This window comes from Pseudoalteromonas sp. J010 (assembly GCF_003934235.1).
GTDB classification, from domain to species: domain Bacteria; phylum Pseudomonadota; class Gammaproteobacteria; order Enterobacterales; family Alteromonadaceae; genus Pseudoalteromonas; species Pseudoalteromonas peptidolytica.
This window is the reverse complement of sequence record NZ_RDBW01000046.1, coordinates 19,817-38,191: the sequence shown is the minus strand read 5'-3', so window position 1 is coordinate 38,191 and position 18,375 is coordinate 19,817. Positions and strand designations below refer to the sequence as shown.

Annotated in this window: 19 protein-coding genes and 1 pseudogene; 14 read left to right on the top strand and 6 right to left on the bottom strand. The window is 41.3% G+C overall.

The genetic code is table 11. From position 1 onward, the window contains the following. Positions 1 to 567, bottom strand: a pseudogene (locus EAG18_RS20255) (transposase); the annotation flags it as partial. A 258-nt stretch (positions 568 to 825) separates the two neighbouring features. Between EAG18_RS20255 and EAG18_RS20250 the strand changes: the two are divergent. From EAG18_RS20250 to EAG18_RS22250, 5 genes are all read left to right on the top strand, one after another. Beyond that, entirely contained in the window at positions 826 to 1,311 is a 486-nt protein-coding gene (locus EAG18_RS20250; protein WP_125254175.1) for a hypothetical protein, read from the top strand. A gap of 104 nt (positions 1,312 to 1,415) precedes the next feature. After that, a complete protein-coding gene (locus tag EAG18_RS20245) occupies positions 1,416 to 1,979 on the top strand; it encodes a hypothetical protein (protein ID WP_125254174.1) in 564 nt (187 codons plus the stop codon). Positions 1,980 to 2,094: 115 nt separating this feature from the next. Next, the gene (locus EAG18_RS20240; RefSeq protein WP_125254173.1) at positions 2,095 to 2,511 is read left to right on the top strand and encodes a hypothetical protein; all 417 of its coding nucleotides are present in this window, start codon (positions 2,095 to 2,097) and stop codon (positions 2,509 to 2,511) included. Positions 2,512 to 2,614: 103 nt separating this feature from the next. Beyond that, complete coding sequence (locus EAG18_RS20235) at positions 2,615 to 3,580, top strand: glycerophosphodiester phosphodiesterase family protein (RefSeq protein ID WP_125254172.1); 966 nt, start codon at positions 2,615 to 2,617, stop codon at positions 3,578 to 3,580. Positions 3,581 to 3,616: 36 nt separating this feature from the next. Continuing rightward, a complete protein-coding gene (locus tag EAG18_RS22250; RefSeq protein ID WP_161972770.1) occupies positions 3,617 to 3,769 on the top strand; it encodes a hypothetical protein in 153 nt (50 codons plus the stop codon). 125 nt (positions 3,770 to 3,894) lie between these two features. Here the strand turns inward: EAG18_RS22250 and EAG18_RS20230 are convergent, their stop codons facing one another. Further along, positions 3,895 to 5,232 carry a 4Fe-4S cluster-binding domain-containing protein gene (locus EAG18_RS20230; protein WP_125254171.1) on the bottom strand — a complete coding sequence of 446 codons (1,338 nt, stop codon included), beginning with the start codon at positions 5,230 to 5,232 and terminating at the stop codon, positions 3,895 to 3,897. Between the two features lie 189 nt (positions 5,233 to 5,421). Then, positions 5,422 to 6,711: an adenosylmethionine--8-amino-7-oxononanoate transaminase gene (bioA, locus tag EAG18_RS20225; protein WP_125254170.1), complete on the bottom strand. Its 1,290-nt coding sequence runs from the start codon at positions 6,709 to 6,711 to the stop codon at positions 5,422 to 5,424. Between the two features lie 148 nt (positions 6,712 to 6,859). On the opposite strand from bioA, the gene bioB reads away from it, so the two are divergent. Genes bioB through bioD form a run of 4 tightly spaced genes read left to right on the top strand, consistent with a single transcriptional unit; the run spans position 6,860 to position 10,514 of the window. Further along, complete coding sequence (gene bioB / locus EAG18_RS20220) at positions 6,860 to 7,903, top strand: biotin synthase BioB (protein WP_125254169.1); 1,044 nt, start codon at positions 6,860 to 6,862, stop codon at positions 7,901 to 7,903. 3 nt (positions 7,904 to 7,906) lie between these two features. Continuing rightward, positions 7,907 to 9,049, top strand: coding sequence for an 8-amino-7-oxononanoate synthase (locus EAG18_RS20215; RefSeq protein ID WP_125254168.1), 1,143 nt, complete (start codon positions 7,907 to 7,909; stop codon positions 9,047 to 9,049). Further along, positions 9,046 to 9,825: a methyltransferase domain-containing protein gene (locus EAG18_RS20210; protein WP_125254167.1), complete on the top strand. Its 780-nt coding sequence runs from the start codon at positions 9,046 to 9,048 to the stop codon at positions 9,823 to 9,825. The genes EAG18_RS20215 and EAG18_RS20210 overlap by 4 nt, the downstream gene beginning before the upstream one ends. Next, entirely contained in the window at positions 9,822 to 10,514 is a 693-nt protein-coding gene (gene bioD, locus EAG18_RS20205) for a dethiobiotin synthase (RefSeq protein ID WP_125254166.1), read from the top strand. The genes EAG18_RS20210 and bioD overlap by 4 nt, the downstream gene beginning before the upstream one ends. Positions 10,515 to 10,561: 47 nt before the next feature. On the opposite strand, the gene EAG18_RS20200 is transcribed toward bioD, so the two are convergent. Beyond that, on the bottom strand, positions 10,562 to 10,762 hold the full coding sequence (locus EAG18_RS20200; protein WP_125254165.1) for a hypothetical protein: 201 nt from the start codon (positions 10,760 to 10,762) through the stop codon (positions 10,562 to 10,564). A 118-nt stretch (positions 10,763 to 10,880) separates the two neighbouring features. Between EAG18_RS20200 and EAG18_RS20195 the strand changes: the two genes are divergently transcribed. Further along, positions 10,881 to 11,360 (top strand): GNAT family N-acetyltransferase, encoded by a 480-nt coding sequence (locus tag EAG18_RS20195; RefSeq protein ID WP_125254164.1) that lies wholly within the window; start codon positions 10,881 to 10,883, stop codon positions 11,358 to 11,360. A gap of 43 nt (positions 11,361 to 11,403) precedes the next feature. Here the strand turns inward: EAG18_RS20195 and htpX are convergent, their stop codons facing one another. Both htpX and EAG18_RS20185 read right to left on the bottom strand, forming a co-directional pair. Further along, positions 11,404 to 12,264 carry a protease HtpX gene (htpX, locus tag EAG18_RS20190; RefSeq protein WP_125254163.1) on the bottom strand — a complete coding sequence of 287 codons (861 nt, stop codon included), beginning with the start codon at positions 12,262 to 12,264 and terminating at the stop codon, positions 11,404 to 11,406. A 138-nt stretch (positions 12,265 to 12,402) separates the two neighbouring features. After that, entirely contained in the window at positions 12,403 to 12,936 is a 534-nt protein-coding gene (locus EAG18_RS20185) for a TetR/AcrR family transcriptional regulator (protein WP_125254162.1), read from the bottom strand. A gap of 125 nt (positions 12,937 to 13,061) precedes the next feature. On the opposite strand from EAG18_RS20185, the gene EAG18_RS22460 reads away from it, so the two are divergent. The 4 genes from EAG18_RS22460 (at position 13,062) to EAG18_RS20165 (ending at position 18,018) form a co-directional block, all read left to right on the top strand. Next, positions 13,062 to 13,280, top strand: a complete 219-nt coding sequence (locus tag EAG18_RS22460; RefSeq protein WP_125254161.1) for a hypothetical protein — start codon at positions 13,062 to 13,064, stop codon at positions 13,278 to 13,280. Positions 13,281 to 13,541: 261 nt separating this feature from the next. Next, the gene (gene purE / locus EAG18_RS20175; protein WP_125254160.1) at positions 13,542 to 14,024 is read left to right on the top strand and encodes a 5-(carboxyamino)imidazole ribonucleotide mutase; all 483 of its coding nucleotides are present in this window, start codon (positions 13,542 to 13,544) and stop codon (positions 14,022 to 14,024) included. 1 nt (position 14,025) lies between these two features. Further along, the gene (locus EAG18_RS20170; protein WP_125254159.1) at positions 14,026 to 15,174 is read left to right on the top strand and encodes a 5-(carboxyamino)imidazole ribonucleotide synthase; all 1,149 of its coding nucleotides are present in this window, start codon (positions 14,026 to 14,028) and stop codon (positions 15,172 to 15,174) included. 360 nt (positions 15,175 to 15,534) lie between these two features. Continuing rightward, a complete protein-coding gene (locus tag EAG18_RS20165) occupies positions 15,535 to 18,018 on the top strand; it encodes a prolyl oligopeptidase family serine peptidase (RefSeq protein WP_125254158.1) in 2,484 nt (827 codons plus the stop codon). Positions 18,019 to 18,375: the final 357 nt, after the last annotated feature.

The following is an 18,375-nucleotide window of genomic DNA, read 5'->3' as shown; positions in this document are numbered from 1 at the left end:
AATGGGGTTTAAGTCTACGTATGCGAGACAAGCAGCCAGCGCTGCTTCATCCAGTAATGCTTGGGATTTAAACCGTCCTTCCCAAAAACGGCCTGTACAATTATCTTCTCTATTTGCTCGGCGGGCGATGTCTTCGTTAAGTACTCGCATAAACCAGCTAATATCGGCAAGTCTTTCCCTGTATTTATCAACCAGTTCATCTAGTATCAACTGCTCCGACTCATTGATTGACTCACCTTCAGCAAGCTTACGGGTGACCCAATTACCTTTAAACAACTTGTGCCATCGTATCACTATCGCTTCATCGGACAGACGTTTCGCCTTGTTGTCATCAACATATAAAACAATGTGGGTATGATTGCTCATCACGGCATAAGCACAAACATCAATACAAAATATGGAAGCCAACATCAATAGCTTTTCTTCAACCCAATCCCGGCGGTGTTCATATGATTTACCAGTAAATTTATCTTCGCCACAGAGAAATGCGCGCCTGACGCAACGGGAAATACAGTGATAATATTTGGTATCGGTTAAACTGATTTGTCTTTTACGGGCAGTCGCCATCGTTTGGTTTCCTCAATCCATTGAGTGCAGAATTAAAGCTTAGGCGGTATCATAGGAAGGTGCAAATTAGAGGTGGGTGTCAGCGATTTGTCAGCGTCAGCGATTTGCTGCGTTGGTGGAAAGCCTGGTAAGTACTGCTAACAAACAGTTTAAAAGCGGACAAAATTCAGTTGGCTGGTTTCGCTCCGCTTCACATTATAGCCAACCAAATTTTGCCTTTTAACTGAGGCGTTATATTGCCATAAGGAAACTTTAGCTTTGAGAATCGTTATTGCACTTTTAGCCCTTGTTTTACAAGGTTGCATGAGTACTGAGGTAGTACCAAAAGGTCCAGTATTTAATTACTCTGCAGGTCAGTCTAATGACAAAGCCAACCTGTACTTTTACCAATTTGATATGCCTGGGGTTAACTCATGTTTACTTGTTGGAATTGATGGTAAATATAAAGAGTGTATTGGTTACCCAGGTTATGCCAAAGTAAGTATTGCTCCTGGTAACAAACAAGTATCTTTCACTCCTAATGCTCCAATCAAAATTTCAAATTTGAATTTTAATTATGATTTTGAAGCTGGCAAAGATTACTTTTTTGTTTATCAGCCTGTAATTGAGAAATCAGCTTCTGATGTTGAAGTTAAAACTCAATATAATATGATTTTAGGCTTATCATATGGCTGGTATTTAGTCGATAAACGACAAGCTCTTGTTGAGTTACAGAACTTAAGAGCTTGGCACAAGGCAATATAACAAGTGCCTAAACCAAAGGACGCAAAACAGCAGGCTTGCGCTCCTTCGTCGCTAAGTTTAGCCTGCTAGGCAAGCGTTAGCTACATACCATATCAAGGAGTATTATGAGAGTTTTAAGTATCTCAATATTGCTGTTATTAGCAGGTTGTCAATCGACAAGTCATCACAAAGAGCCACCAGTGATTTCAGGTTCAAACAAAGTTAAATTAACGATTGAGTCGCCAGAATTATTAGAAGAAAAGTCCTTTTTTGCATTTAAAAATTTTACAAACTCTGTTGAAGTAGATTTTTACAAAGGGGATAAAGGTTGTCCTTTTGATGGATTACACGGTAACAAAGATGCATACATGTTTACTGTTCGTATTGATAGAAAAACACCGGTTAAAACAATAGACTTGCCAACCGGTGAAGAATACACAAAATTATTCGCAACTATTAATGATTCAAATGGACAAACAACTTGCCCTCAAAATATCTCATTCGAGGTTAATGAGTCGAAGAGCTACGCTTTAAAAATAAAAGGCCACCCTAATCCTTCAGCAAGATGTAAGGCGTCTATTGAATCAAAAGATGAAAACGGTAATACAATACAAGAACCTATAAAATGGTCTGGACCATCAAATATTTTTATGGGGCTATATAGTTATGACGAAATATGCAAAATGTAGCTAACAAGTTGCGCAAGTTCGTTCGTAAACTCACTGGGACAGTTAACAGTTGGCTCGGCGCTTCGCGCAAGTAAAGCCAACAGTTAATTGCCCCTTAGCATAGCGTTAGAAGACTATGATGATATTCGAACCTAAGGTGCTATTAATTGAATCACCATATAAATCAGATCGCAGTACGATAGTTGATGAAGTTAAACTATCTAATAACGGTTTAGATATTACCGTTGAGTCAAAGAGTTGGAAAATAAAAGCCAATTTTGATGCATCATGGGGCTTTAGGGTTCTTGATGAAGGTGACTTGGGTGAGTTTTGGTCCGAATGTGATTTGACTAAAGGTTGGTGTTTTGAAGTAATTGAAGGTGGTTGGAACTCTCTAGAAAAAACGCGAGCTCATTTCGTGACAGGCAAGCTTTGTGAAGCACGGGAGTATCTAATTATTGGTTTGAATGAGTGCGTATCAATCCTAGCTCATGAGCCTCCAATAATTACTGAATTAGTGTCATCTAACAAAGTTGTAAACGCGGACAAATAACAGTTGGCTTTGTTCGTGCCTTACAAATTTTAGCCCACTATTTTTAACCCTATTAATTGAGCCTTAGCTTTCATCGACTATTTATCAAGGATTCAGATAATAAATGTTTATAAAAATAGTTAAGATATTTTTGATTCCTCTTACTTGCATAATTACTCTAGGGGTTATTAATGCTTATATATTCGTTCCTGACCTACGGCGACATGGCGAGATTGTAGCCTATCGAGGCGGTGGAAGCGCAGTTAACTATGAAAAATTAAATAAAACTGGCTGTACCTCCCTTTCTATAAAAGCATCAAGGGCCAATTCAGTTGAGAACACATTAGAAGCTGTGGCTTCTTCCATCGCAGCCGGAGCTAAGGTAATTCATCTAAATGTGCACAAAACTAGTGATGATCAACTGGTAGTTTTTCATGACTGGACATTAGATTGTGCTACAAACGGCTCTGGGCCGGTACATAAAACATCATTTGAGCAGTTGAAAAGTATTGATGCAGGATATGGATACACGTTTGACGATGGTGCGACCTTCCCATTTAGAGGGAAAGGTTTTGAGATTTCCAAGTTAGAGGCGTTTTATAAACGATATCCAAAGTATGAGTTTTGGTTAAACCTAAAGAATAACGACATACGTTCATTCGAAACTCTATATGAGTATCTATCAGGAAAAATACCTAACCATATTGTAATCACCTCTTCAAAAGGTATGGAGTGGTTTCGAAATAAGGATCCATCTTTGCGGTTAGCAAGCGTTGATAGTGTCAAGAATTGCGGAATAGGTTATCTTTTAGTGGGATGGGCAGGGTTAGTTCCAGAGTCCTGTAGGAACACTGTTCTTTTTATACCTCCCTCGATGACAAAGTATTTCTGGGGCTATCCTGAACGCCTAGCATCAAGACTTCAGAGCTATGGTTCGGATGTTTACCTTTGGTATCGACATGAACCGATCACTCAACCATACAATGACGTTCTTGCATCGGGTATTGGAGTTATCACTAGTGATCTTGATTTTATTCGAGCAACACAAGCTGACAAACGCATCAATCAGGACGTTATTTCCAAAGAATAAAAATTGGAACTTTGTAAAACTTCGAAAGATTAAAAGTTGTTAACTCACAAGGTTTATAAGGTAATTCTTGAGTCGGAAGGCGTTGAAAAAATTGCTGTACAATACAATGTGACGATAGAAGGCAAGTTCGGTGTTGAGCATCAAATTAATGCTTTTAGCAGCCAGTTATTTGCAAAACTATCTGGCTAGATAAGGAAATACTTTAATGTGATTTTAAAGGCGATGAGTGAACTCATTTTGTATCCAAGCGCAAGGGTATTTAAATGCGCCAAATAAAAGCCAGCAATTTGCTGGCTTTTTTGATGTTTTTACATTTACATGGCGTCGTATTCGTCTTGCCAGAAGAATTTTTCTTCTCCAAATGCTGGCTTTAAGTCATCTAGCCAGTGAGCATTTTCATCAAATTTGGCAAAGAATGGGCGCTGCACCCAGTCAGGGTTTCGTGCTTGAATAAAGCGCAGCACAAATACCTTTTCACCGGCTATCTCAGTCACACCTGACACTTCAACTTTACCAGGGCCTGCACTCATTGAAGGGCCTCTCACTGTACGACTGACTCCAGAGACCTGTTTGTAAGCTTCACGGAAGGTTTCCCACGTTTTATGTAGTGGAATTTCAAAGTAGCGCTTGGCTCCTGTATCACGCTCGATAAACATGTAGTATGGGATCATGCCAAGCTGAGTTTGCTCTTTCCACATTTCGGCCCACATATCTGCATCTACGTTTATATTATTTAAAAGAGGCGCCTGTGTTCTTATCTGAGCACCAGTCTTACGTATGAGCTTGATTGCTTCGCGGGTGACTTCTGTACGAAGTTCTTGCTTGTGATTAACATGCGCCATAATTGATACGTGTTTACCAGCGTCAACAAGTTCTTTTAGTAATTTTAGCAAATCTTGTGCGTCCGGATCAGTTACGTATCTAAATGGCCAGAAGGTGAGGGACTTCGTACCGATACGGATAGTACGAATGTGATCAAACCTTGGCTCTTTCAATGCCTCTAGATATTTTCGTAGTTTAACAGTGCGCATAACCATAGGGTCGCCACCAGTCATCAAGAGATCCGTCACTTCGGTGTGCTGTGCTAAGTAATTATGAAGTAGCTCGGCATCATTATTATTGAATCTCGTTGCTTTGCCGACAAACTGAGCCCAGCGGAAGCAAAATGTACAATATGAATGGCAGTATTGACCTTGAGATGGGAAGAATAAAACGGTTTCTTTATATTTATGCTGGATCCCGTCTACACGCTCACCTTCATATTCAGGGACGTTTTTTTCCATTTGCCCAGCAGGGTGTGGATTTAACTTTTGGCGAATTTCAGTCGCAAGGTTAAATACCTCTTCTGGGGTATGTTCTTTACTCAACAGCGCAGCCATTTTATCGTAAGACTCGTCATCCAACATACCACGCTGTGGAAAAGTTAATTGAAACACAGGATCGTTAGGCACTTTGTCCCAGTCGATAAGCTCTTCAATTACAAAATTATTAACGCGAAAAGGAAATACGTTGGCAACGACTTTCATTTGAAAGCGCAGGTGCTCTGGCAGTTTATCTAGCTGCTCAATCTTATCGATTTGGCGGTGCTGATAAACGGTAAAACGAGGTGGCTGGTAAGCTTCAGCTGGCTGCAATTTGACGGTTTGCTGCATATTTAGTTTATCTCTTTCTCACTTGCAAATTATAAAAACGAGCATGGTAACATGCTGCCATTATCATTTCAGGTACAAATGTCGGAAAGTTCGAAAAAATGCAACTTTACTGCTTTGGGGTAATTTCTTTGGAGCAGTTTTGTAAGAATTAGGTCATTAGTTAGACCTAATTCCTATAAAATATACTAATTAAAAATGCTCATCTGCAATTGCTGCATAAATGGCATCAGCTAATGTTAGAATGTCTTTATCGGATGAAATATATGCAGGCATGATATAAATAAGTCTGCCAAACGGCCTTATCCATACGCCTTTTTGGATAAAAAACTTTTGAATTTTGGCAACATCGACCACTCTATCTACCTCAACAACACCGATTGCACCAAGCACTCTGACTGCTTTTACTGCACGTAGATTTTCACAATGCTTGAGTGCCTCCAGCGCTTGAGATACTCGTTTAATATTGGCGTCGCACTCTTTACGCTTTAGGAGCGTTAAGCTGGCTACGGCAGCAGCGCAGGCAAGTGGGTTGCCCATAAAAGTCGGGCCGTGCATTAACACTTTAGCTTCACCTTGGCTAATACCCAATGCCACCTCCTCTGTTGCCAAAGTCGCGGCTAGTGTCATATTACCACCGGTGAGTGCTTTTCCTACACACATGATGTCAGGTGAAATATCGGCGTGTTCACAAGCGAACATTTTACCAGTACGGCCAAACCCGGTGGCTATTTCATCTAAAATCAGCAGTACTTCATATTTATCACATAGCTTCCTAAGCGCTTTTAGGTAATCAGGATGATAAAAGTTCATACCTCCTGCATTTTGCACAATGGGTTCGATAATAAACGCCGCCACATTTTCATGGTGGGTTGCAAAAGCGGCTTCCAGCTGGGTGAGCTCTTCTTGACATTGAGTGCCTTCAAATTTGCTACTAGGAGCGTCGACGAACACTTGCTCAGGTAAAAAGCCTTGGTACATCGCGTGCATGGAGTTGACAGGATCACACACACTCATGGCTGCGAATGTGTCACCGTGATAGCCCTTTTTGGCCGTCATAATTTGGGTCTTATTTTTTTTGCCTTTGCTCAGCCAATATTGAATAGCCATTTTGATTGATACTTCCACACTCACAGAGCCGCCGTCGGCGAGAAAAACTCGATTAAGTGGTGCAGGGGTTAGCTCTATAAGTAATTTGCATAAGTCAACGGCAGGCTGGTGGGTTAGACCACCAAACATGACATGACTCATGGTGTCAGCTTGGCTTTTTATTGCCGTGATTATTTCTGGGTGTCCATAGCCATGTACAGCGCTCCACCAAGAGGCCATACCATCAATGAGTATTTCACCAGATTCAAGCTCAATTTTGTTTTCAAACGTTCTTTTGGCTGGATAGACTGGCAAAGGGTCAATCATTGAGGTGTAGGGATGCCAAATGTGCTGGCGATCAAATTCAATATCAATTGTTTGTTTATTATTCATTTGTAAACCTTGTGGGCGCGTGCAACGTTGACAATACTAAGCTAAGAAGTAGACTAAGCCAATCACCGTCAGTTTGAATGCTCTAAATTTAACCACCACACGGTATCCGTGCGCTAAATTTAGGCAAGAATAAAAAGAGAATGAAAATATGGAATTAGGCGCGCTAAGACACGATTGGACACATGAAGAAGTAAAAACGCTGTTCACTATGCCTTTTAATGACTTACTTTTTTATGCTGCAAGCATTCACCGCAAAAATTTCAACCCCAATGAAGTACAGATCTCAACTTTGCTGTCTATCAAAACGGGAGCTTGCCCTGAAGATTGTAAATACTGTCCGCAGTCAGGCCACTATAAAACAGATCTAGAGCGTGAGCGCTTGATGGAAGTGGAGAAGGTTGTAACTCAAGCAAAGCTGGCGAAAGAAAAAGGGGCGACGCGCTTTTGTATGGGGGCAGCGTGGTCCGATCCAAAAGACAGAGATATGCCTTACATCGCCAAAATGGTCAAAGAAGTTAAAGAGCTTGGCCTAGAAACCTGTATGACCTTGGGTAAGCTTGATAATCAAAAAGCACATACGCTACGAGAGGCGGGCCTTGATTATTACAACCATAATTTGGATACCTCTCCTGAGTATTACGAACAAATTATTACCACAAGAACATATCAAGACCGCTTGGATACGCTTGATCATGTTAGAGACGCAGGCATGAAGGTATGCTCTGGTGGTATCGTTGGAATGGGAGAGCAGGCATCTGATCGTTATGGTCTGTTGATTCAACTTGCAAACTTACCAAAGCAACCTGAAAGCGTACCGATTAATATGCTTGTTAAGGTTAAGGGCACGCCACTTGAAAATGTTGATGACTTAGATCATTTTGAGTTTATTCGTACGATTGCCGTCGCGCGTATTATGATGCCACATAGTTATGTGCGTTTATCTGCAGGTAGAACTGCAATGAATGAACAAATGCAGTCTATGTGTTTCTTTGCCGGTGCAAACTCTATATTCTACGGCGATAAGCTACTGACCACAGAAAACCCAGAAGCAGATGCAGATATGAATCTGATCAAAAAGTTGGGCATGAACCCTGAGACGCGCGAAGACTATTCAGATGAAGCTTATGAAGCATCGTTAAGTTCAGCTATTGCCGATAAAGCGACGTCAGAGTTGTTCTACGAAGCAAACTAATTGATGTCATTTTCATATATAACGCAAGCCCTTGCAACGCGTCGCGCTGAAGGGCTGTTTAGGCAGCGCGTGTTAGTAGAGCATGCGTGTGCAAGTCGAATTACTGTTGCCGGTGAGCAATACCTTAACTTTGCGAGCAATGATTATCTCGGCCTTGCGACTAAACTAGATGCTACTCAGCTGGTCTCTATAGAGGCTGGAAGCAGAAGCTCGGCATTGGTAACAGGGTATTTGAGCGTACATCAACAGCTTGAACGTCAACTGTGTGACGCACTTGGCTATGAAGCTGCGCTGTTATTTCCAAGTGGTTTTGCTGCGAATACCAGCACACTCAAAGCATTATTCACCTCCGGGGAAAAGCAATTTAGTGCAGCGGTGTTTCAAGATAAATTAAATCATGCCAGCTTAATAGATGGTGGATTAGCCGGAAATGCTAAGTTCGTGCGGTTTAACCATAATGATCTGAACCACTTAAGGTCGAGACTGGAAAAAACAAAAGCTAACAACAAATTGATTGTTACGGAAGGCGTATTTTCTATGGATGGAGATACCGCTCCTATTGTTGAAATAAGTAAACTCGCGCAATCCCATTCTTCATGGCTAATGGTTGATGATGCCCACGCCTTCGGGGTGATTGGTGAAAATGGCCTAGGAACAGTAGATACAGGTGTTAAACCAGAAATACTAGTGGTAACGTTTGGTAAAGCAATGGGCTGCCAAGGGGCTGCAGTATTAGCCAGTCGACAGGTTATCGAATATTTGGTGCAATTTAACCGTGAGTTTGTTTATACCACGGCATTATCACCAATTATGGCAAGTGTGGCTTTACATCAGCTTAATCGATTATTGTTGGCTACAGAGTCTAGGGACAAATTGTCGAGGAACATTGCGTATTTTAAAAAATTAATTAGTGGCACTAACCTATCACCTATTCCAAGCGACACAGCCATCCAGCCACTGGTATTCGGCACGAGCGAAAATGTGATAGCAGCACAAAATAAGCTCAAGCAAAAAGGAATTTGGGTGGGGGCGATAAGGCCGCCGACCGTACCTCACAATACAGCGCGTTTACGTATAACAATCACGGCAGAACACAGCACTCAAGATATTGAATATTTAGTTTCTGCTCTAGTGGAGGTGTCATGAGTAAAGCAGAAGTAACACAAACTGCTAAGTGTTTTTCTAAAGCCGCGAAAACGTACTCACAACACGCCAATGTACAAAAGCAAGCCGCAAACATATTGTTCTCTCGTTTAGCTCAGAACAATAGCGAGCCGGGGGTAGTGCGTATGTTTCCTTGTTTGCTTGATTTGGGGTGTGGGCCTCATGAAAACTACCACAGACTCAAAGGGTATACCACCCAATATCTAGGTGCAGATCTAAGCCATACAATGCTCGCAAGCCAAGTAAATTTGAGCGCGAGTGTTTGCTGCGATATGGACAAATTAGCGCTGCAAGCAAACTGCATCGATTTAGTGTTTAGTAACTTTGCTATTCAATGGTCCAATTCACCTGAAATGCTATTTCAAGAGCTTTATAGAGTATTAAAAAATCAGGGTCGTGTGATACTTAGCTCGGTATTAACTGGCTCATTAGCCGAAATCAACACTGCTTGGCAAGCAATTGATGAGTGTAGTCATGTCAATACGTTCCATACTTTAACGCAGCTTAGCAAATTTGCTGAAAAAGCAGGGTTTAAGGTAGTTTGGACACAAGAAGAAACCTTAATCGATAGATATGATTCTGCGCTCAAGGCGTTGCGCTCAGTTAAAAAAATCGGTGCCAATGACGTTAAAGCGCCAACAAAGCGCCAAGGACTATTGGGTAAGACGGCGTTTAGGCGTTTATTAGCACATTATCCGCAAAGTGGCTGCGGTTTTGATGTAAGTTATCAAGTGGGCTTTTTGGAACTACAAAAATGAAACACGCATATTTTATAACCGGAACAGATACCGAAGTAGGTAAGACCTACATCTCTACCTTGTTGTTAAGGCTATTAGCAAAGCATACTAAGCAAGCTATCGGTTTTAAACCCATTGCAGCTGATGCAGAAGAGGCGTTTGGTGAGTTAGTTAATGTTGATGCTATCAGTCTAATGGAAGCGGCGACTGTACATGGTACCTACGAACAAGTGAATCCGTTTTGTTTTGCTCCGCCTATTGCTCCTCACATTGCGGCAAAGCAGGCGAATGTTGAGATCACCGTTGATAAATTACAAGCTCGATATGAAGATCTAAACCAATTAGGGGCTGAATATATATTGTGTGAAGGCGCAGGTGGCTGGGCGCTACCTATCAATGACACAGAATATCTATATGATTGGGTTGCGCGAGCACAGCTTCCGGTCATTTTGGTGGTAGGTATGAAGCTTGGATGTTTAAACCACGCGTTTTTAACCGCGGAGTCGATAAAACAAAAAGGGCTTAATTTGGTGGGTTGGATTGCCAATCAAGTGGATCCTAATATGGCTGTGTTTGAAGAAAACCTTGATAGCCTTAAACAGCGTTTAGATTGTCCGTTACTTGCAACTGCACCATACAGTGATGGGACGCCAAAACTACAACTGCGTGCTTCGCTGCTATCGTTGTTTAATTTGCCGTCTTCGGTATAGCTAAGTGATCTTGATAGCGGCTTATTTTAGCCGCTATCAAAGTGTATTTACTCGGCTTTGTGTTTTGCTTCATAATTGGGCAATAAAGAACCTATGATTTCTTTTGCTGAGATAGTGTAACGCACCCCAGAAAACATCACTGACGCGTTTTCATCTATTCCTGTAATGCCTGTTAATGTCCAGCCTTCGCCTCGCTCTGGGCAATAAACTTTTGTTGTAGGTGGGATGACTTTGAATTCTTCGCTCATTTATACTATTCCCAAAAATGGATATTATAAAACATTCCAATAAATCATAAAATTGAAAGATCCAATCGTTACCAATAGTGCTACTATTGCATCAATCACTTATTTGTGTAGGCCTTAAATGGAATTCGTAACCAATAGACTGGTTATTAGACCAATTCGTCATAGAGATTGTAGTCAATTACTTCCGTTACTCAATTTACCACAAGTCAAAGCCTTTAATGATTATGGTGATAATCTCACGGAAGTAGATTTAAAGTGTATGATCCAGATGGATATTGAGCGATTGTATGAACGAATTGGAGGACGTTTTTGCCTTATTTGCAAAAAGAGCAACACGATCATTGGGTGTGTTGGCTTTTATCTAGAACATGAAGAGCCTGATGGCATTTATGTAGGCTACGAACTTTCACCTGAGTATTGGGGGAGTGGGTTGATGTTTGAAGCGCTCAGTCACCTATTTAAACAAGCAAAACAACTACCTTTTGCTTGTTCTACAGTGTTAGCAAGGGTATCTCCTAAAAATCATCGCTCGCTTAACTTATTATCACGATTAGGGTTTTGCTGTGTAAGTGACGGGTTATATCGTATTTCGCTATAAAAAAGGGCAGCTAAGCGCTGCCCTGTAATCTATCTACATTCTATCACGATAATGCTTTGATTCTCTCATCTAGCGGTGGATGTGATGCAAAGAAATCAGCCACTGATTTACCAGATGCAATGCCAAAAGCCATCATTGAGCCTTCAAGCTGCGATTCGTGGTTATGCTTTAAACGCTCTAAAGCTGAACGCATTTTATGTGCACCAACTAAGTCTGCTGCGCCTTTATCAGCTGCAAATTCGCGTTTACGGCTAAAATAGGCAACGACGACAGAGGCTAAAATTCCGAACAGTATTTGGAAGATCATATCGAAGATAAAATACGTCCAACTACCGCCTGACTCTTCTTCATCACTATTCAAGAAGTTATCTACAATCCCAGCTAATACTTTGGCAAAGAAGATAACAAAGGTATTGACCACCCCTTGGATCAACGTAAGCGTAACCATATCACCATTGGCGACATGTGATACTTCATGTGCTAATACCGCTTCGGCTTGGTCTTGACTCATGTTATGTAGCAGGCCTGTACTAACAGCAACTAGGCTGTTATTTTTACTAGGGCCTGTAGCAAAAGCGTTCATTTCAGGACTATCATAAATTGCAACTTCAGGCACAGCAATTCCTGCTTTTTTAGCCTGCTGCGTTACAGTTGATACTAGCCAATGTTCAGTCTCGTTACGTGGCTGTTCAATAACAACTGCGCCAGTGGACTTTTTAGCCACCCATTTGGACATAAACAATGAAATAAAGGAACCACCGAACCCAAATACGGCGGCGATAATCATAATGCCAGAGTAACTACGGCTAGATATGCCAAATACAGACATTATAATAGATAGCACGATCCCTAACACCAGCATAACTGCCAAGTTAGTTATCAAGAATAAGATGACGCGTTTCATTTTGACCTCATTAGACAAAGTAAGGAACTAAGTAACTTTTCCCAAGCACTTGCTTATTACATCAGCCCTTGCTGCATTTATATGGCCATCTGTACAAAAGTACAAGTTAAATTACATGAATATTTTAAAAGGAACACATCATACATGCTGGTGGCTAATTAATTTTAACTTTTGTGATAATCTATAGATAAGATCGTCAACAGAAGAGGTCTCATCATTTAATCCTTCAATTACCGTCATAAAGTAGCAATCCATCATTACCGAAGCTTTTAATTCATCATATTCCTGCTCACTAAAAAGTAGCTGCTTAAATAAGTCCAACTGAGCAGAGAAAAAATGGCTCTGCCAGATTATCCCAGTTATTAGTTCCTTACTAAACGCGCGATTATCAAGATAAAAGGCAAATAAGTATTTAGCATAATGCCTAAGCTTCAAGCTGGCACTGTGTTGAGTATCAGATTTTTGGGCTTGTGCTATGAGCTGCTCTATCTGTTCGTACATCGCTACTTTTAAAATCTCTAGCTTAGTAGGGAAGTGCGCAAATACCGTGCCCGTGGCAACACCTGCCTGTTGAGCAATTTGCCTTGTAGTGGTCTCTTCAAAGCCTTTTTGCTGGAACAGCAGCCAACCTGACTCTAGGATCTTCTTATATGTAATTTCTCTTTTTTTCATAAGGTTACCATTTTATTTGCAGGCAATTGTAGCACGGTTATAAGTAATTTCAGATATAATTTGCATTTTTTGAGCGCGCTCATTATTATAATTGAGCACGCTCAAAAAAGATAGGAGTCTCGACCATGCAGCAGTTGCATTTATTCATAGGWTATATACTTTTTATGCCGTTCATTGGCTTTTATAGCTATGTACTAGGACCAATATTGAAGCTTGTTTTGTTGCCAGGGGGGTTGGCTGTTTTGTGTTTGATTATGGGGCCAAAATCTTTCTTTGCTCACCTTAAAAGGGCAAAAGGTCTAGAATTAACAGTACAAGCTAATGAAAATAGAGTCCGAAGTTAGGCACAGCTCAAACTTTATTTCACTCATTAAATTCGTGTTTCCATATGTTGAATAGTCAGTGCGTAAGGCTGTACACGGATAGAATTACGTTACTACGCAGTCCAATAACTGCAAAAAAGTAAGTTTTGAATTGGTAATCACTCCTCCGATTGTTCCAATAAGTTGATTCTTCGCATTAAAGGCGAACTCAGGTATAATGCGCCGAGCTAAGGCATGAAGGGCCTTAGCTCTGTATCGTTCAAAATTAGTCGAGGAATTATTATGACCGTTGGCATCATTATGGGTTCAAAATCAGATTGGCCTACAATGCAACATGCAGCCGAAATGTTGGAAAAGTTTGGTATCGAGTATGAAACAAAGGTGGTTTCTGCTCACCGCACACCTCAGCTTCTGGCTGACTACGCTTCGACAGCAGCTGAGCGTGGGATCAAAGTAATTATTGCAGGTGCCGGCGGCGCTGCACATTTGCCTGGTATGGCAGCCGCATTCACTAGCTTACCGGTACTTGGAGTCCCAGTAAAATCGAAGACCCTAAATGGTGTTGATTCATTACTTTCTATTTGCCAAATGCCAAAAGGTGTTGCAGTAGGCACACTTGCAATTGGTGATGCCGGTGCTGCAAATGCAGGATTGTTAGCAGCTCAAATCTTAGGTTGTCAACAGCCTGAAATATTTGCAAAGGTAGAAGCGTTCAGAAAAGAGCAAACAGACACCGTATTAGCTAACCCAGACCCTGCGAAGTAACATGAATATTCTTGTTTTAGGTGCGGGCCAGTTGGCTCGTATGATGAGTCTGTCAGCAACTCATCTAGATATCAAAGTGCTTGCTTACGATGTTGGTAGTAAAACAGTAATAAACCCCGTTACTTTTACAACGACATCAGAGTCACTTCAACAAGCAATCGAAAGTGCCGATGCGATTACTGCTGAGTTTGAACATATCCCACTGGATATACTGGCTTTGTGCCAACAAAGTGGTAAGTTTTATCCCGGTGCTGAAGCCATTGCGACGGGTGGAGACAGAGAAAAAGAAAAAGCACTTTTGGACAAGACCAAAGTACCATGTGCACCGTTTAAAATTATCACAGATAGATCCCACTTTTTTGAAGCAATTGATGAACTTGGTATGCCATTGGTGGTTAAAACTTGCCAAGCGGGATACGATGGAAAAGGGCAATGGCGAGTAAAGTCAGAAGCAGAAATCGATGCAATCTGGGATGAAATGTCAGCATTTTTGCAGGCAGGTACACAAGCGCAGCCTCACTCTATTGTTGCGGAAAAAATGATCCCATTTGATCGCGAAGTATCAATTATTGGTGTTCGAACAAAAGAGGGCGATTGCAAAATATATCCTCTGACAGAAAATCAGCACACAAATGGTGTACTGACGCTTTCTCTTGCAGGTAAAGAAAAGGCGAGTATTCAAGCTCAAGCAGAAGAAGCATTTTCCAAGCTCGCCAATGAGCTGAATTATGTCGGTGTTTTAGCTATCGAATTCTTTGATGTTGAAGGACAGCTACTGGTTAATGAAATTGCTCCAAGAGTTCACAACTCAGGTCATTGGACTCAGCAGGGCGCTCACGTAAGTCAGTTTGAAAACCACATTCGTGCTGTAGCGGGTTTACCTATCGGTGATACAAATCTACTGCGTCCAACTGCTATGATAAATGTGTTAGGACAAGCGCATATCCCACCACAAGTACTCGCAATACCTGGAGTCACTAGCCACTGGTATGGTAAATCTGCAAAACCAGGACGCAAAGTTGGACACATTAATGTTTCAGCAGACTCTTTACATAAATTAGGTGAAGTACTGGCTGAGCTGGCCGACATTTTACCAGAGCAGCATTACCCCGGTGTGATGGACACTGCACAACAGTTAGTCTTAAATTAACACATTTAGAAGGAGTTAAGTTTTATTATTAACTCCTTCAGCGCTTAGATTCTCACAAACTTGCTAGTGGCTCTAGCTCCCTGATAAAAATGCAATTTTTGATAGCATTAAAAAAGTTTACTTTTTTGCTGTTTTTTTGGAACTCTTTTTCAAATGTACTGTCTACTTTAATGAGGCGTGGATAGGCCTCACTTCATACTCGTTGTCCATCAACGACTATGTGAGCGCAGAGAGTATTTGGCCAGCATCCCATGCTGGCCTTTTTTTGTCCCACCCATGCGGTCTTTAATCTTAAATTATTCGATATTCCGCTGGCTTTCTGCTTAAATTAGGCAAATTTAATCACTTATAAGAAAGCACATGTTAAAACTCTCTCTTATCTCAGTGGCTGTAGCCTCAAGCCTTTTTCTTTCAGGTTGCCAAACGACCGAAGTAAGCCAGCAAACCAAGGATGTTGCAACAAATAATTCCGTTTCGCCTGTTGTAACGACTCCTGTTGATTTTGGCAGTGAGCAGATCACTTTAAAACAAGCAATGGCACATCCTGACTGGCTAGGACGTCAGCCTGAAAGTGCATTCTGGGGTGCTGATAGCGACACGATTTATTACAAACGCAAGCAAGCAGGAAACGAGTTAAGGGATCTTTTTGCAGTTAGCAATAAACAAAAAAGTACAAAGGTGTCACTTGCTGAATTACACGCGGTTGGTGCCCAAAATGCGATTTACAATTCGGATAGAACATTGCAATCGTATGAGTTCAAAGGAAACATATTCGTAAAAAACATAGAGTCAGGCGATTTAACACAAGTTACTCACTCATCAGCTTATGAATATGCACCGCAGTTTTTAACAGACAATCGTTTAGCTTACCGCGCTGGTAATGCGTTATTTGCCGTGGATTTAAAAACTGGCCTAACCAAAGAGCTAGTTAAGTTACATTTGGCCGATAAACCACAAGGGGTGAAAGAGCCCAGTGGCTATATTGCTGAGCAACAGCACAAGCTTATTCAATTTGTGGCACTAACGCATAAAAATAGTAAAGACCGTGAAGCTCGCGCGCAAGAGATTGACACCAATAATGCCAGTATTCAAGGCAATCAATTCTACTTAGGCAAAGGCAAGGCATTAGTGTCTGTAAGCTTAGCTCCGACAGGAGATAAGCTTATTGCTGTCATAACCGATAACAAACCTAGTCGTGCAGATACCGACATTATGCCTAATTACGTGAGTCAAAATGGCGATATCGGTCCGGTTAAAGCACGCCGTCGAGTGGCTGATACAGAGCCAATGAGTTCGGAAGTCATTTTCATTGATTTAAACCGTGCTGAGCAAGTAACACTAAGTTACGACACATTACCTGGTTTTGATGAGGACGTATTAGCCGAGGTTAAACGTGAAAATGCTGAGGCTAACGGCGGAACTTATAACAGCAAAAAGGTACCTCGTGACATTAACCTGATAGATACTTGGGGTTGGAGTCAATCTGCTATCCGGTGGAACAGTGATGGCTCACAGGTAGCTGTCATGTTAGGCGCATGGGATAATAAAGATCGCTGGATCGCCACGGTGGATTTCGATAAGCAGCAATTCATCTCACAGCACCGTCTTCATGACAATGCGTGGATCAATTATACCTACAATGATTTTGACTGGCTAAATGATCAAAATACACTGTATTACCTTTCTGAACAGTCAGGTTACAGCCAACTATATCTGAAACCACTTAATAGCAAAGCAAAGGCAGTGACTGCTGGTAAGTTTGTAGTCTCAGAGCCGACCTTAACTTCAGATAACAAGTTTATCTACTATAAGGCGAATAAAGAGCATCCGGGCTTGTATGAAATCTATCGTGTAAACTTAGAGACAGGGCAAGACGAGCAAATCACAGATTTAGATGGCCTTACGGATTATCAGCTAAGTCCAAATGAACAACAGCTTTTACTTACACACTCTAAAATCATGATGCCACCTGAGCTTTACGTTGCAGATGCAGCACCAAAAGCCTCAGTATCTCGATTAACAAACACTGTTTCAGACACATTTTTAAATAAAAAGTTAATCGCACCAAAAATTGTGGCTGTACCTTCTAGTCATCAAGGTGAGCCTGTCTATGCAAAAGTATATTACCCTGCCGACTATCAAGAAGGTGAAACCGGTAAAAATCGTAAAGCGGTTATCTTCAACCATGGTGCGGGCTACTTGCAAAACTCGCATATGGGTTGGTCCAACTACTTTAGAGAGTTTATGTTCCACTCACTCCTAGCTAGTGAAGGCTATGTTGTCATGGATATGGACTATCGTGGCTCGAAAGGCTACGGACGTGATTGGAGAACTGCTATCTATCGCCATATGGGTAAACCAGAAATTGAAGATTTGGCAGATGGTGTAGAGTGGATGGTTGATAATGCAAACGTTGACCGTGGCGCAGTGGGAACTTACGGCGGCTCATATGGCGGCTTTATGACCTTTATGGCGTTATTCACTCAGCCTGATTTATTCCAAGCAGGTGCTGCACTGCGTCCGGTAACCGATTGGGCTTATTACAATGACCCTTACACGTCAAATATTCTTAACCGACCAAATGTGGACCCAATAGCATACGAGCGCAGTTCACCTATCTACCATGCTGAAGGGTTGAAAAACAAACTCCTCATCAACGCACCTATGGTCGATGATAATGTGTTTTTCCAAGATGTTGTGCGTCTTGTACAACGTTTGATTGAGTTAGAAAAGGAAGACTTTGAAACCGCAATTTATCCGGTGGAACCACATGGTTTCAGACAGCCATCAAGTTGGTTGGATGAATACCGTCGTATATACAAGCTGTTTAAGGAAAACTTATAATACCAATTACTCAACGAAGAGCGTTATATTGAGGCAAGAAAACTTTGCCGAGAATCATATGGTTAGATGGCTATCTAGCTATGCTAAATGAAAAACATTTAATGCGGTTCTCGGCATATTTGCACCTTCAACTTGAGCAAGTATCAAGTTAAATTAGTACAATATCTCGCAAATAAAAAGCCAGCTTAAGCTCAAGCTGATACGGGTATGTGTCCCTAAATTTTAGGAAAACGCTAATAGAGTGCTATACTGCTGTATATACGGACAGTGTAGCACTTTTTTATGAGCGAAAAATCTTGCCAAGAAAACCAAATAGGATTCCAGCAGAACATAAGGGAATTCAGATAAATTGTTGTA